6 protein-coding genes are annotated in these 15,615 nt (G+C 65.3%); 3 read left to right on the top strand and 3 right to left on the bottom strand.

Annotated elements, in window-relative coordinates:
• The first annotated feature begins 157 nt into the window (after positions 1 to 157).
• Both ACYOEI_RS17145 and ACYOEI_RS17140 read left to right on the top strand, forming a co-directional pair.
• The gene (locus ACYOEI_RS17145) at positions 158 to 3,334 is read left to right on the top strand and encodes a DUF1553 domain-containing protein (RefSeq protein ID WP_462850755.1); all 3,177 of its coding nucleotides are present in this window, start codon (positions 158 to 160) and stop codon (positions 3,332 to 3,334) included.
• A 16-nt stretch (positions 3,335 to 3,350) separates the two neighbouring features.
• The gene (locus ACYOEI_RS17140; protein WP_462850754.1) at positions 3,351 to 4,802 is read left to right on the top strand and encodes a DUF1501 domain-containing protein; all 1,452 of its coding nucleotides are present in this window, start codon (positions 3,351 to 3,353) and stop codon (positions 4,800 to 4,802) included.
• 193 nt (positions 4,803 to 4,995) lie between these two features.
• Here the strand turns inward: ACYOEI_RS17140 and ACYOEI_RS17135 are convergent, their stop codons facing one another.
• The 3 genes from ACYOEI_RS17135 to ACYOEI_RS17125 all read right to left on the bottom strand — a co-directional run bounded on the left by ACYOEI_RS17135 (position 4,996) and on the right by ACYOEI_RS17125 (position 10,985).
• Positions 4,996 to 5,652, bottom strand: coding sequence for a PEP-CTERM sorting domain-containing protein (locus tag ACYOEI_RS17135; RefSeq protein ID WP_462850753.1), 657 nt, complete (start codon positions 5,650 to 5,652; stop codon positions 4,996 to 4,998).
• 360 nt (positions 5,653 to 6,012) lie between these two features.
• Complete coding sequence (locus ACYOEI_RS17130; RefSeq protein ID WP_462850752.1) at positions 6,013 to 7,398, bottom strand: GntP family permease; 1,386 nt, start codon at positions 7,396 to 7,398, stop codon at positions 6,013 to 6,015.
• A 251-nt stretch (positions 7,399 to 7,649) separates the two neighbouring features.
• On the bottom strand, positions 7,650 to 10,985 hold the full coding sequence (locus ACYOEI_RS17125; RefSeq protein ID WP_462850750.1) for a PVC-type heme-binding CxxCH protein: 3,336 nt from the start codon (positions 10,983 to 10,985) through the stop codon (positions 7,650 to 7,652).
• Between the two features lie 271 nt (positions 10,986 to 11,256).
• Between ACYOEI_RS17125 and ACYOEI_RS17120 the strand changes: the two genes are divergently transcribed.
• Complete coding sequence (locus tag ACYOEI_RS17120; protein ID WP_462850749.1) at positions 11,257 to 15,522, top strand: sigma-70 family RNA polymerase sigma factor; 4,266 nt, start codon at positions 11,257 to 11,259, stop codon at positions 15,520 to 15,522.
• Positions 15,523 to 15,615 lie beyond the last annotated feature (93 nt).

Genomic DNA, 15,615 nt, shown 5'->3' with positions numbered 1-15,615 from the left:
TTTTTTCGGAAGAACCGGGTTTCTGGTGCACTCGACCCCGACAATCTCTCCTGGGATGTCGTTGCCTGTTCCAGAGAAACCCGGTTTTTCAGAATGATCCGGGCTTCGGGACAGGTCTTATGCGTACCCCGACCTTCCGCAACGGACGCGATAGCCTATGCGATTCTCCGTCCCGCCCCGGCTGCTCCGCCTCGGCGTCTCCGCGTTGACGTTCGGATTCTTGGGGATTTCGGCCTCAGCCGCTTCTCCCGGGAGCGTAGACTTCGGCCGAGACGTCCTTCCGATCCTGTCCGACAAGTGCTTCCATTGCCATGGGCCCGACCCGAAGACGCGCAAGGGGAACCTGCGGCTGGATACGCAAGACGGGGCGTTCCGGAAGGACGATCCGATCATCGTCCCCGGCAAGAGAGACGAGAGCGAACTGATCCGCCGCATCCTCAGCGAGGATGCCGAGGAGACGATGCCGCCACCGGACTCGAATCGGTCTCTGTCGAAGGCGCAGATCGAGACGCTATCGAAGTGGGTTGAGCAAGGCGCAAAGTGGGGCAAGCACTGGGCCTTCGTCCCGCCGTCGCGTGAGGTGCCCCCCGCGAAGCCGGGCGATTCGTGGTCGCGGAACGAGGTCGATCGCTTCGTCCTCGACCGGCTCGATCGCGAAGGCTTGAAGCCGGCCCCCGAGGCCAACAAGGAGCGGTTGATCCGCCGGGTGACCCTCGACCTGACGGGGTTGCCGCCGACTCCCCAGGAGGTCGATGCGTTCCTGGCCGACCCGGCGCCCGACGCCTACGAGCGGCTCGTCGAGCGGCTCCTGGCATCGCCGCGATACGGCGAGCGGATGGCGACGGAGTGGCTCGACCTCGCCCGGTATGCCGACACCCACGGGTATCAGTCGGATCGCTACCGCCCCATGTGGCCCTGGCGCGACTGGGTGGTCCGTTCCTTCAACCGGAACCTCCCCTTCGACGACTTCGTCACCTGGCAGCTTGCCGGCGACCTCTTGCCCCAACCGACCAAGGAGCAACGCCTCGCCACGGCTTTCAACCGCCTCCACATGCAGAACGAGGAGGGGGGGATCGTCGAGGAAGAATTCCGGGTCGCCTACGTCGTCGACCGGGTGAACACGATGGGGACCGCGTTCCTCGGGCTCACGTTCGAATGCTCGCGCTGTCACGACCACAAGTACGACCCGATCACCCAGCGCGAATTCTACTCGCTCTTCTCGTTCTTCCAGAACATCGACGAGTCGGGCCAGACCTCGTACTTCACGTCGTCGATGGCCGTCCCGACCATGCTCCTCTCGGACGAGGCCACCGACGCGAAGATCGCTGCCCTCGATCGTCGGATCTCCGAGACGGCGCGACGTTGCGAGGACGCTCGCCAATCCGACGGAGACGGCTTCACCAAGTGGTTGACTTCGAAGCCGGCGGAGCCGACTCTCCCCGGCCTCGTCGGGGGGTTCGGCTTCGACGACCTCGCGGGCGGGAAGGCCGTGAATTCCGCCGACGCCGCCAAGCCGGCGAACGCCGTCGAGGGGCCGAAGCTCGTCGAAGGCAAGCTCGGGAAGGCCGCGGAGCTCGACGGCGAGGATGGGTTCACATTCCCCGGCCTCGGGCATTTCTCCCGCGTCGACCCGTTCTCGCTGGGGATCTGGCTGCGAGCTTCGGCCAGGACGCCGAGGGACGTCGTGATCCACCACAGCCGGGCGCCCATCGACGCCGGCAGCCGGGGTTATGAGCTCTTGCTCGAGGATGGGCACGTCGCCGTCGGGCTGCACCACATGTGGCCCGGGAACTCGCTGAAGGTGGTGACCAGGGCTGTCCTCCCTCTTGGCGAGTGGGCCCACGTCGCCTTGACTTACGACGGCTCCAGTCGGGCCTCCGGGATTCACATCTATCTCGGTGGGGTCGAGGTCCCTCACGAGGTCATCCGGGACGGGCTCACCAAGGACATCACCTACGAAGGGGGCGAGCCGGACCTCGCGATCGGCTACCGGTTCCGCGACCATGGGTTCCAGGGCGGTCGCGTCGACGATTTCCGCGTTTTCAACCGAGAGCTCACGCCGCTCGAAGCGGCGCACCTGGCCGGTCGCCCCGACCTTGCCGAAGCCTGGAAGGCGAGCCCCGAGTCACTTACGCCAGTGGCCCGAGAGGGTTTGCGGGCGTACTTCGCGGCGAACGTCGACCCGACGTCCGTTCGCCGATATGAAGATCTGCACGCGCTGCGGAAGGAGCAGAGCCAGCTCGTCAACCCGATCCCCGAAGCGATGGTGATGCAGGAGATGGAGCGGCCGAAGCCCGCATTCGTCCTCAAGCGAGGGGCCTACGACGCGCATGGGGATGCCGTGTCGGCGAATACCCCCGCCGCACTCCCGCCGTTCCCGTCCGACCAGCCGAGGAATCGGCTCGGCCTGGCCCGCTGGCTCCTCGACCCCGACCACCCGCTGACGGCCAGGGTCACGGTGAACCGGTACTGGCAGATGATGTTCGGCAGCGGCCTCGTCGAGACGAGCGACAACTTCGGTAATCAGGGAGCCCAGCCGACGCACCCCGAACTGCTTGACTGGCTGGCCCGCGAATTCGTGGACTCGGGGTGGGACGTCAAACACCTGCTGATGTTGGTCGCGACCTCGGCGACTTATCGTCAGTCGTCGCAGGCCAGTCCCGACCTTCTCGCCCGCGACCCGGCCAATCAACTCCTGGCCCGGGGGCCCGCTCGCCGCCTGACCGCCGAGATGCTCCGCGATCAGGCGTTGTCCTCGAGCGGCCTGTTGGTCGACACTCAGGGGGGGCCGAGCGTCAAGCCGTACCAGCCCGACGGCCTTTGGGAGGTCGCCATGGGGCGGCCGAACTACGACCAGTCCAAGGGGCCCGGCCTCTATCGGCGGAGCCTCTACACCTACTGGAAGCGGACCGTCCCTCACCCGGCGATGGTCGCGTTCGACGCGGCCGAGCGGAACGTCTGCTCGGCCAAGAGGCAGAGCACGAGCACTCCGCTCCAGGCCCTCGCGCTCCTGAACGACCCGCAGGTCGTCGAGGCCGCGAGGCACCTGGGCCAGCGGATGGCGAAGGAAGGGGGCCGCGACGACCGCGAACGCGTGGCCTGGCTCTTCCGGCTCGTCACAGGGCGACGCGCCACCGCCCCCGAGGTGGCCGTCCTCGAGCAGCTCCTCAACGAACAGAAGACGCTCTTCCGAGCCGATCCGAAGGCCGCCCGGGAACTCCTGAAGGTCGGCGACTCGGAGGCCGATCCGGCCCTCGACCCGGTCGAGCTCGCCGCAGGGACGGTGCTCGCGGAGGCCCTTTTGAACCACGACGAGGCGGTCCTCCGCCGCTAAGGATAAGGACTCGGTCATGAACTGCGAGCACATCAATTTCGCGATGAATCGCCGAGATTTCTTCGGGCGGTTCGGGATGGGCCTCGGCGGTGCTGCGCTGGCCTCGCTCCTCGGCCGGGAGGCCCCGGCCGCGTCGCCCGAGCCGGCGAACCCGTTCCGGGGGATCCTCTCGGCCCCGCACTTCGCTCCCAAGGCGAAACGGATCATTTACCTGTTCATGAGCGGTGGGCCGTCGCAGCTCGACCTCTTCGACGGCAAGCCGACGCTGAACCGGATGAACGGCCAGGACCTCCCCGCCAGCGTCCGGATGGGGCAGCGGCTGACGGGGATGTCGGCGTTCCAGGCCGCCTTGCCGCTCGCCGGGTCGATCTTCAAGTTCGCCAAACATGGGCAGTCGGGCGCGACGGTGAGCGAGCTCCTCCCGTGGACGGCGAAGGTCGCCGACGAGCTCTGCTTCGTGAAGTCGGTCTACACCGAGGCGATCAACCACGACCCCGCGATCACGTTCTTCCAGACCGGTTCCCAACTCGCCGGACGTCCGAGCATGGGCGCCTGGCTCAGTTACGGACTCGGCGGCGCGAACGAGAACCTCCCGGCGTTCGTCGTCCTGATCTCGAAGAACCGGATCGACCAACCCCTCTACGCCCGCCTCTGGGGCAATGGATTCCTCCCGAGCATCCACCAGGGGGTCCAGTTCCGGAGCGGTAACGACCCGGTGCTCTACCTCGACAACCCTGCGGGGATCAGTAGCGCGGGGCGCCGGAAGATGCTCGACCGCCTCGCCGAGCTCCACTCGATCCAGTACGAAGACCTCGGCGACCCCGAGATCAACGCGAGGGTCGCGCAATACGAGATGGCCTTCCGGATGCAGACGAGCGTCCCCGAGGTGATGGACGTCGCCAAGGAGCCCAAGAACGTCTTCGACCTCTACGGTCCCGAGGCCAAGAACCCCGGCTCATTCGCGGCGAACTGTCTCCTCGCCCGACGCCTGGCCGAGCGCGACGTCCGCTTCATCCAGCTCTACCACCCCGGCTGGGACCACCACGGGGGACTTCCCGGTGGCATCCGCCGCCAGTGCCAGGACATCGACCGCGCGACCTATGCCCTGATCACCGACCTCAAACAACGCGGGATGCTCGACGATACCCTCGTCGTCTGGGGGGGCGAGTTCGGCCGCACCAATTACTCGCAAGGCAAGCTCACCGCCAGCGACTACGGCCGCGACCACCATCCGCGTTGCTTCACCATGTGGATGGCCGGCGCCGGCATCAAGCCGGGTACCACCGTCGGGGCGACGGATGAATTCGGATACAACATCGTCGAGTCCCCCGTCCACGTCCACGACATCCAGGCGACGATCCTGAACCAGTTGGGGATCGACCACGAAAAGCTCACGTATAAATTCCAGGGACGCTATTATCGTCTGACCGACGTGCATGGCCGCGTCGTCAAGGAGATCCTCGCCTGATCGAGGCGAGGACCTGACTCATGCTAGAAGGTCCTATGCGGCGGGAGACGATCCGCAGATGACACAACTCGGCGCAGATAAGATCAAGAGTCCAGATTTTCCATCTGCATTAATTTGTGTCATCTGTGGATAGATTTGCATTTTCCGCGGTTCGTCTCCTCGTTCGCAGCCAAGTCTCGGTTTAGCTACGGGATCACCTTCGTAAGCGAATCCGGCGGAAGGCTATCCCCGTCAGACCCAGCACGATGGTCGCCAATGTCGTCGGCTCGGGGACTGTCGGAGGTGGTGGCGGGATGATGATGCCCGGCGGTGCGATGGTCATGCGGATATCCAGCGCAGACTTGCCCGAAACCAGGGTAATCACGTCGGCATTCACTTGGACCCGTTCTGGGTGCAGCATCAAGGCACCCAACGCGGGAATGTCGTTGTACGAGCCCGGGGAGAATGAAGCGCCTCCGACTGGTGCGTGAAACCCGCCCCCTAGGCTCGGCGAATTCCCCGTCGGACCCAGGATGGACCCGCTAAACTCGCCGTTGAGGAGGGCCGTATCGTAGTGGAGGGGGTTCTGGTCGGGCCAGCCCTGAGGGGGCTTCAGGCTCACGTCGAGCTCGAACGTCCCTGTGAGCGGGTAGGTCCCCCCCGGCCCAGGTGTGCCCGTAATCGGGAGTGTCCCGAGCTCAATGGTCGCCCCCTGGGTCAAGTCGCTCATCGTCACCGGAATGCCCGAGAACGACGAGCCGAGCGAGTCCGTGTACGTCGCCACGAAGGTTTGCAGCGGATCGGCCGACACGGGGCGTCCGGCCAGGATTCCTGCGAGAAGCCCAAAGCCGACGACATATTTAAGGCGCATCTCGTCCCTCCCTGGAAGCAAATCGAAGCTGCATGACGGTTCATCGCACATGAACGTATTCCCGACGTCCAAGTGCTGAGGAAATGTAATTTCGACGATTCTCCGAAGGAATTCAAGAGCAGTTCGCACGCGATGCCGGATCGGTCTCAACCTAGAGGGGGTCTACGTCAGGCCGCCGGAGCCAAGCTGGATTAGGCCGAAACAAGTCAGGGGCATTTTAGCCACGGATGAAATAAGAATAATAAATTAAATAGAAGTCATTGTGTTTTGAGCGTTTCACGGTCTGCTGGCTCGTTGTCTGGCCTCTGATCGATCCGTGTTCAATCCGTGTTTCATCCGTGGCGAAGGAATTCCGTTGCCTCAACGGACCACCGACGCGGCGAAGGCGAGGCCAAACACGGTCACCGTCTTGAGGATGGTGATGGCGAAGATGTCGGCGTAGGACTGGCGGTGGGTCAGTCCGGTGATGGCGAGCAGGGTGATCACGGCGCCGTTGTGGGGGAGGGTGTCCATTCCTCCGGAGGCCATCGAGGCGATCCGGTGGAGCAATTCGGGGCTGACCCCCTGGGCCCGGGCGAGTTCCATGTAGCGCGTCCCCATGACGTCGAGGGCGATCGACAGGCCGCCGGAGGCGGAGCCGGTGATCCCCGCCAGGACATTCACGGCAGTCGCCTCGGACACGAGGACATATCGGCTCACGAGGAAGACGCCGTCCTGGATCGCGCGGAACCCGGGCAGGGCCTTGACCGTATTCCCGAACCCGACCTCGGACGCCGTGTTGAAGATGGCCAGTAATGCCCCGGACGTGGCCGCCGACAGCGCCGGTTGGAGCCGGCCTCGCCAACGCCCGGCTCCGATCACAAGTGTGGCCCCGATCCCCAAGAGCAAGGCCACGATCAGGGCCCATGTCGGCGACGAAGCCGGGACATTCGCCGAGGGGAAGTCGCGCTTCAGCATCTCGGCGGGATACCAATTTGCGACCGACCAGGACGTCCGGCTCAGGACGAAGTTCCCCACCAGGACCAGCGCCAGCGGCAGCAGGGCCGCCGCGAAGTTCGGCCGGCGTCCCTCCTCGACGATATCGGGCTCGGCCGTGTGCCCGACCCCGTAGCCTTCGCCGGCCGCCGCCGCGCTCGATCGGCGACGGTCGAGCCAGAACAGTCCCCCGAGCAGCACGGTCAGGCCGCCGAGGATCCCGGCAATAGGAGCGGCATAGACATCCGTCCCGAAATACCGGGTCGGGATCAAGTTCTGGATCTGGGGCGTGCCCGGGAGGGCGTCCATCGTGAGCGTGAACGCCCCGAGGGCGATGGTCCCGGGGATGAGCCGCTTCGGGATATCCGCCTCGCGGAAGAGGGCCGACGCGAACGGGTACACCGCGAACGCGACCACGAACAGCGAGACGCCCCCGTACGTCAAAACGCCGCAGGCGAGCACCACGGCCAGGATCGAGTGGCGAGGCCCGAGCGATCGGGCGATCACCGCGGCGATCGAGCCGGCCGCGCCGCTCGATTCGATCAACTTGCCGAACACCGCCCCCAGAAGAAAGAGCGGGAAGAACGACCGGATATACACCGAGGCGCTCGTCATGAACGTCTCGGTATAGCTCGGCAGGAGCGCCCGGCCCGATAGCCCGACGGCGAGCAGGGCACACGGGGGCGCAAAAAGAATGACAGGGAGCCCCCGATAGGCGATTGCCATCAGCAGGACGAGCGCGAAGACGATGGCGAAGATCTCGAGAGCCAAGGCCGTCTCCTCCCTCGAAAGGTCTGGGGATGGTTTTTAGCCACGGATTGAACGCGGGTCAATCTAAAAAATATAAATAAAAAATAATTTGATTAGTTATTTATAATTATCATTTGTGCTAATCTGCGCAATTTGTTGATAAGTTCGCCTTCTCTTCCGGTATTCATTCGTGACTGGGTCGATCGACGAACCGACCTTGAACGAGCAAGCGTTGACTCTCGAGGTTGAGCCCAAGGTCGGGTCGTTGAACCTTATCGACGCGTCTTCAATCCCGAGAGGAACTCGACGACGTCGCGGAGCTCTCGGGGCGAGAGGATGGTTCCCACCTTCGGCATGGCCGAGGTCACCGCTGAACGCTCCTCGACCTTGTCGGCGGGGACGACGACCTGGCCGCCCGGTGTCTCGACAGTGATCTTGCCGTTCGCTTCCGACTTGAGAATGCCTGAGACGATCTGTCCGTCTTCGAGGGCGAGGACGATCGTGCCGTAACCGCTCGCGATCTTGGCGTCGGGTTCCATCAGGGATTGGAGGAAGTACGCGCGGTCGCCCCTCGAGGCCACGTCCGAGAGGTCGGGGCCAGCAACCCCCCCTTGGCCGCCGACCCGGTGGCAGCGGATGCACTCCGCTTGAGCGTGGCCTGCAAAGACGATGCGGCCACGCTCGCGGTCTCCCCCTTCGAGGCAGAATCGCACGGCGGCCAGCGGGTCGGCCTTCGATTGGGACGACTGGAAGGTCTCGAGGGCGCCGAGAATTTCGGGGGTGCCTCTCGTCCTCGCGGCCTCGACGACATCGAGTTGGAGTCCCAGGGGGACGCCACCAGTGGCCAGTCGGGTCGTCCAATCTTTCAGCAGGGCGTCGGCGGGTGGTGTTTTCATATCGCCCAGGGTCGCCAACGCCCGTTGCCGTTCCGCGAACGGAACTCCGGCATCGGGCAGGACGTCCGCGATCGACGCGACGGCGCGTGACGGGTCGACGACGGCGAGGACCTGACGGACCTCGGCGCGGAGGGTGGAGTCGCTGTCCTTGAGCAACGCCTGGAGCGCGGAGTCGAGCCTCGGATCCTTCCGCGCGACGAGGTATCGCAGCGAGGCGAGTCGGATCGCCGGGTCGGTGCTCGCGTTTCCGAGGTTCCGGAAGAACAACGCGCCGTCGGCCTCGGCGTTGAGCGAGGTCAGGAGCTCGATCGCTCGGGCCTGGAGCGTGCCCGACGTCCCGGAGAGCAACGGGCCGGCCACGCCTTCGAGCACGCCCCGGACGATCGCCGGATCACGACGGGGCAGGGGCCTCCAGAAGCCGATCACGCGGTCCCGGCTCGACGGGGTGACCCAGTCTCCGAGCGCCGAGAGGGCTTCTTCACGCATCCGCAACGGGTGCGATGGGTTGGCCACATACTCGGCCAGCGCCTTCGCGTTCTCGGCGGCGCCGAGGCGGAAGTTGGCGTTGATGGCCCGGCGTTCGAGCGGTTCGACGTCGTCCTGTGCCGGGGCCGTGACCTTCCCGATGTGCTTGGCCAGGGCCTTCATCCCCTCCTCGATCGGCAGGTCGTTGATCGCTCGGGCGGCTTCGGTCGCAACCTTCGGGTCGGGGTCGTCGAGGAACCGGACGATCGTCGGGTCGGCCCTTCGCCGCAGGACCAACGCCACGACCAGCCGCACGGCCGGGTTCGGGTCGTTCGCCCGCGCGTTGACGGCCTCCTGGTCGTCGATCCCGAGCAACGCCATCACGACGGCATGCCGGAGGAACGGGTCATGCCCGGCATCCTCCCGGACCACGTCGAACAGCGGGCCGACCGCGGGGGAGTGCCGGAGTTTGCCCAGGGCCGCGGCGGCGTGGAACCGGACCTGGAGGTCGGCGTCATGAAGGAGTTTGACCAACGCCTCCGCAGCGGGACTCCGGTGCCCATCGCCCAGGACTTTGGCGGCTTGGCCTCGGACGCGAGGGTCGGGATCGACCAGGCGTCCCGCGACCGCCTCGAGGGCATTGGCGTGGGTGCGGCCGACCTGGCCGAGCCCCCAGATCGCGTGCAGCCTGGCGAGCGGCTCGTCGGGAGAGTCGAGGGCCTTTCCGAACCAGGCAATCGCGGCCTCTCCCCGATCGGCGAGGGCATACTGGGCCCGGAGCCGGACGCGCATGTCGGGGTGGTGGAGGAGTGTCGTGAGCTCGGCCTCGGGACGCTTGGCGAAGCCGGCCTTGAAGAGGGACTCGACCTGGCGGATCGCCGGGGTATTGCGCTGGGAGGGATCGAAGACGGTGTAGATCCGTCCCGCCTTGTTGCTGCCGTCCCATTCGAGCCGGCCGAACTCGGAGACGTACATCTTGCCGTCGTAGCCGAAGTCGACGTCGGTGGCGAGGGTCGGCTTGAGGAAATCCTCATGCTCGATGATCTCGAACCCGGCGCCTTTCGGTTTGACGGCGAGGGACTCGACACCGTCCGCGCTCGCGAAGTTGCAATAGAAGAAGTGGTCGCGGTAGCGGTCGGGGAGCCCGATGCCGGGGTAGGCGATGAACCCCGAAGGGCCCGCGCCGAGCTTGCCGACGGGCGGGATGATCCAGGCCGGCTGCCCTTCGTGGGGGAGGTGCCACATCCGCTCGGCGTGCCAGGGGCCAGTCAGATAAGGCTCGGGGATTGTCTGGTTGGACATGTTCCAACCCGAGTCGCCCCCTTCGACGATGTAGACGAGCCGGGAGTGGTCCCCCTTGTCGCAGTTGTTGTCGGCCGCGAACAGGTTGCCGTAGGCGTCGAAGGCAAGTTCTTGGGGGTTGCGAAGTCCCTTGGCGACGACCTCCATTGCGGAGCCGTCCGGATTACACCGGAACACCGCGCCGGTGCGGGGGCCGTGCAGTGTCGTCCCTTCGAGCGTCTCGACGTGGAAGCCGCGGTCGCCGATCGAGAAATACAGCTTCCCATCAGGGCCCCAGACCAGGCCGTGGAGGTCGTGTCCGAGGAACCCGGCGCTGACCCCGAAGCCGTGGAGCAGGGCCTTCCGGTCGTCGGCCTTGCCGTCGCCGTCGGTGTCGCGGAGGCGCCAGAGGTTGGGGATGCAGGTGAAGTAAATGTCGCCGTCGCGGGCAATCACCCCGGCGGCGAGGCCGTCGAGCGGGCCGTTGAAGCCGTCGGCGAAGACCGTCGAGCGGTCGGCCTTGCCGTCGCCGTCCCGGTCCTCGAGCAGCCGGACCTGGTCCGAATACTTCGAGAACCAGTCCATCCCCCCCTCGAACCGATCGGCCCATTTCTTATACATGGCCAGCCGGTCGTCGACGGTCCGCAGTTGCAGGTCGTCCTCGAGGAAGAACGGACGGGTACGGTTCTCCTCGGTCCCTCGGTTGAAGCGATACTCCTCGGCGACGTAGACACGCCCTTGCTCGTCGAGGCAGAACGCGACCGGGTTGGCCAACTGGGGTTCGGCCGCGAACAACTCGACCTTCAACCCCTTCGGCACCCGAAACGCTGGCGGCGCCGCGTTCAAGGCCGGAGGCTGAGTTTGCGTCTGTACCTCCGGCGGCGCGGCCATCGCCCACGATCCGAGCCAGAGCCCGATCACGACGGCCTGCACGAGAGATCGGCAACGGTGGTGAGCACTCGACATGAGGGTCTGGGTCCGCGTTGGAAGTTGGTCGCACGACGGCTCGACGCCAGCTCGGAGCATTCTCCGGCAGAGAATCGGTCGTCTCAATGTCTCGGAAGGTCTCGATGAAATCAACCCAGCGCCAGAGAGCGCCCCGGGCTCCGACCGCCTGCGAGCCTTCGAGATTCTCGGAGGATTCCCGAAAAAAGGGATGCGTCCCGCGCCTGGTTGCACTAACCATTCGTGACGGGAAGAATCCGGTCGCGATTGGCCCCCGAGGCTTCGACGGTCTATGGTCCGGCGCAATTCGAGCCAGGTGCTTTGGGCGGTCTCCCGGCTATTCGACGAGGGGACCGTGTCCGGGGCCGGAGAGGACCAGTTGTTGCAACGGTTCGTCTCGGCCCATGACGAGGTGGCGTTCGAGGTCCTTGTTCGACGTCACGGACCTATGGTCTGGAGCGTCTGCCGGCGACTGCTCCGCGATCCCCACGACGCGGAAGACGCGTTCCAGGCGACGTTCCTGGTGCTGGCCAGGAAGGCCGGTTCGATCCGGGAGCGGCAATTCCTCGGGACCTGGCTCTATGGGGTGGCCTATCGGGTCGCGGCCCGGTCGAGGCGGGACATCGAGACGCGTCGGAGACGCGAATGTCACAGTCGTGACGACGTGCCGAGCGTCGTCGCGTTCGATGACGCCGAAGTTCGGGAAGTTCGGTCGCTCCTCGACGACGAGATCGGGAGGCTCCCCGAGCGGTATCGGACGCCCGTCGTCCTCCACTACTTCCAGGGCTGGACGCACCTTCAGATCGCCGAGCAACTGGCATGTCCGGTGGGGACCGTCCACAGCCGCCTCACCCGTGCGAGGGATCGACTCCGAGGCCGACTGGCGAGTCGAGGGCTGGAGCCGGATGCGGCGGTGGTGCCTTCGCGAGCAAGGACGGAGCCCCATGCCGAGGAACTGCCTGCGAGCCTGATCGGCCCGACCGTCATCGCGTCCACCCGGTTCGCCTCGGGGCGGCCGTTCGTGGACGTGACATCGGCGACGGTGGTCGCCTTGGTGGAATCGACCCTGAGGAACTTGTTCATGGCAAAACTGAAGGCCGTGGCCTCGATCATGCTCATGTTTGCAGGCCTTGCGGCGAGCGGCACCGCCGTCCTCGCGATTCAGGAGGGGGCGAAGGGGGGACCTAAACAGATTCCGCCACGGGTTTCCCAAGGTCCCGTGGATCGCCTCGCTCGGGATCAGATCCCGCCGTATGAGCTGAAGGTGGCGGGATCGGGCGTGCCGGATGACGCCCCGGACGGTCTCGTCGCCGTGCTCGGAGACAGCCGGCTGAAGCATGGTTCCGACGTCAACGCCGTGGCCTACAGCCCGGACGGGACTGCGATGGCCTCGGCGGGAGACGACGGAACCCTGCGACTTTGGGACGCCGGCTCGGGCGAGGAGCGGCTCCGGCTCGAGATCCGCACGGCCTCGCCGGGCAGAGAGATCCGACTCTCCTGTCTGGCGTTCAGCCCCGATGGCCGGACGATCGCCGCGGGGGGGATCAACCATTCCGTGACGATCTGGGAGGTCGCGACCGGCCGCCGACTCCGCACGATCCAGGCCTCGGCGCCTGTCACGAGTCTCGCCTTTCATCCCGATGGGCGGAGGCTGGCCACCGGGCAGGAGAGCGACGCGACCCTCTGGGATGCGTCGACCGGTAAGGCGCTCTTCACCTTTACCCCGAACACGAAGACACCTCGGCGCGGCGATGGGTCGGATCGCGTCGCCCTGGCGTTCCTCTCGAGGGACAGGACGATCGCGGTCGGTTACCCGGATGGGACGATCGGCGCGTGGGATCTCGAGACCGGCAAGCGGCTCAAGACCTTCCAGGCCCACGAGGGAGGTGTCCGCGCCCTGACGACGGATGCGGACCAGATTCACCTCATCTCGGGAGGGGCAGACGGCTCGGTGAACGTCTGGAATCCCGCCAGCGGGAGGTTGCTCCGGTCGATCCCCAAGGCCCATGAATCGACCATCCTCACTCTCTCCGTCCGGGGCGATGGGGCCGTGGCCTCCGGGAGCCTCGGGAACGAGATCAAGGTCTGGGAGATCGGCTCGGGCGCCCTGCGGAAGAGCTGGAGAGTCAGCCCGACGACAGGTCCCGCGTCGCTCTCGTTCAGCCCGGACGGCCGATCGCTCGTGTCGGCCGGGCAGGGGATCCGCGTCTGGGATGCGGAGTCGGGAACGCCCAAACTGCAATTCTCCGGCCACATCGGCCGGATGAACTGCCTGGCGTTCGGTCCCGATGGCCAAACCGTCGCGACGGGGGGCAGTGACGGTCGGCTGACACTCTGGGACATCCCGAACCGTCGCGAGCGATGGACCGACCAGTCCAACGCGAGTGTGATGGGCGTCGACTATAGCCCTCATGGTGAGTCGCTTGCCTCCGTCGATCGATCCGGTGAAATGCAGGTCAAGATCCTGGAGACCAAGTCCGGACGCGTTATGAAAGGTTGGAGCCTTCCCGGAGAAGCCGGAGAGTCGGTCCGCTTCAGCCCCGACGCTCGCTGGCTCGCGGCGCGGACCCTCGACCGTTCGGGGGAGATGACCCTTCGACTCTGGGACATGGCGTCGGGCAAGCTCCACAGCCGTCTCGTGCTCTCGGAGGGAAATTTCGGCTTCTCGCAGGATGGAGGTCAGCTCTTCTTTACCTCGACATCCACGCCGAATTCGAATTTGTTGGATTCTCTGACTCAATGGAATATCCAGGACCAAAGCACACGAGCGAGCTTCCCCCAATTCGAGGGGATGGCCCGCCTCCGTGTCGAAGGTACAGGTGCTGGCGGTAAGACCATCGTTCTCACCGGCCCGCGGTTTGGGCCGGATGGTCTCGCCAGGACCCTCGTGGTCTTGTGGGACTCCCAGAAGCGAAAGACCCGGTTGGTCCTCAACCACGGTCACGACGCGATCGACGGGCTTGCGATCGCCGACGACGGCCGGAGTCTCGTGACGCTCGACTCGCGGCACGGCAAGCTTCGCGTCTGGGACCCTCGCGATGGGGCGTTACGACAAACCATCCGCTTTCCCAACGCGAGCTCTCCCAAGATCCTTGGCGTGGCCTTCGCCCCGGACGGCCACCATATCGCGACCCCCTTGAGCAATGGGACGGCTTACGTCCTCCGCATCCAACCTCCCCAGGAGGTCGTCGAAAAGGTCACACGAGACAGGGTCAATCCGCAGGTTCCGCCGTCTCCTCCTTCAGAACGCGGGAACATCCTCGTGGGGAAGCCGGCCCCGGAACTCGCCCAGATCAAAGGGTGGGCCTATGGAGAACCAACCCGTATCGCCGATCTCCGAGGGTCCCATGTCTTGATCCATTTTTGGAACACCTCTAGCCCGCAGCAAATGCCGGGACTCATGCGTCTCCACCAGCAGTTCGGCGATCGCGGTCTCAAGATCCTCGTCGTCTTCCCGGATTCCGGGCGGACCGTCGATAGCGTCAGGGTCACTCTCGATGATTTGAGCCGAACCATGTGGGGAGGTCGAAAGGTCCCGTTCCGGGTCGCGATCGATGGAGGAGGCGAGTCGGAAATCCCGGGGATGCTCTTGAAGGCTCAAGGGGCCACTCACGCCGCTTACCGAATCGTCGACGAGGCCCGAGGTGGGCGGCTCTTACCCGTGAACGAACTCGTCGGGCCCGACGGCCGGCTCCTCGACAAACCCTTGCCCTTCAATCTCGAAGCGATCCCCGTGCAAGAGTTCGAGACGCTCTTCGGGGTCGCCGCCGCTCCCTTCCCCGGCCTGGAGGCGTTCCAGGCCCACTATGCCCTCGCCGAAGGGAAGTTCCTGAGACGAGTGGCTCCCCCGTTCCCGCAAGTGCGGTCTGAGTATCTCTTCGAGTTCGACCCCAACGGGCTCGGCTTCGAGCGATACTCTCATCTCTTCGCATACGAGACATCGCCGAAGCTCGTCTCTACCTCGGGCGTCGAGCAACGCAATCTTCGGAGTCTCCTCCAGGACGTGATTCGCCTCCGTCCCTACGAATTCGAGATCCCCGAAGCTCTCGGCGATTTGAAGATTTTCGGGGATTGGGTGCGCCGGGATGGCGCGAGTCCGACCGACCTGCTGGGGGCGCTCAAGGTCATTCTGCGAGACGAGGCCGGGATCCGAGTCGATTTCACGAGTCGCATGGTCTTTCGCAAGGTCATCGTCGCCCGAGGCCGGTTCCAGTTCCGCCCCTTGCCGGATGCCGGACAGGATCCCTTCGTCCACTTGTATGTCGAAACGCCTCCCCCGGTTCCTCGGCGAGGCGGCCCCAACATGAACACGCTCGGGGAGATGCTGGGCTGGCTCGAGAACCGCTCGGGGCGTGCCTTCGTCAACGAATCCGAAGAGCCGAGTGAGCGGAAACTCGAGTGGCAGTCCCACCTGAATCCCTACCTCCGAGACCTGGACGGAGACAAGGATCCCGCCCTCCTGGACAAGATCCTCGAAAACCTCACCGGTCAGAGCTCGCTCCAGTTCCGTCGCGAGACGCGGAAGATTCGGGTGTGGTCCGTCACTCAGGAACCCTGAGTCGGTATGGAGATCACTCCACGGCCGAATCCACAAAGAAAAAGCACTCCTGCCCCACGAAACGTCGTGGGGCAGGAGTGCTTCATGCGTCTC

It is taken from the genome of Singulisphaera rosea (assembly GCF_054877945.1).
This window is presented reverse-complemented; position numbering and strand designations above follow the sequence as displayed.

Excerpts from the sequence above, each read along its gene's own strand:
- ACYOEI_RS17145 (WP_462850755.1), top strand. The coding sequence starts at position 158 with ATGCGATTCTCCGTCCCGCCCCGGCTGCTCCGCCTCGGCGTCTCCGCG.
- ACYOEI_RS17140 (WP_462850754.1), top strand. The coding sequence starts at position 3,351 with ATGAACTGCGAGCACATCAATTTCGCGATGAATCGCCGAGATTTCTTC.
- ACYOEI_RS17135 (WP_462850753.1), bottom strand. The coding sequence starts at position 5,652 with ATGCGCCTTAAATATGTCGTCGGCTTTGGGCTTCTCGCAGGAATCCTG.
- ACYOEI_RS17125 (WP_462850750.1), bottom strand. The coding sequence starts at position 10,985 with ATGTCGAGTGCTCACCACCGTTGCCGATCTCTCGTGCAGGCCGTCGTG.
- ACYOEI_RS17120 (WP_462850749.1), top strand. The coding sequence starts at position 11,257 with ATGGTCCGGCGCAATTCGAGCCAGGTGCTTTGGGCGGTCTCCCGGCTA.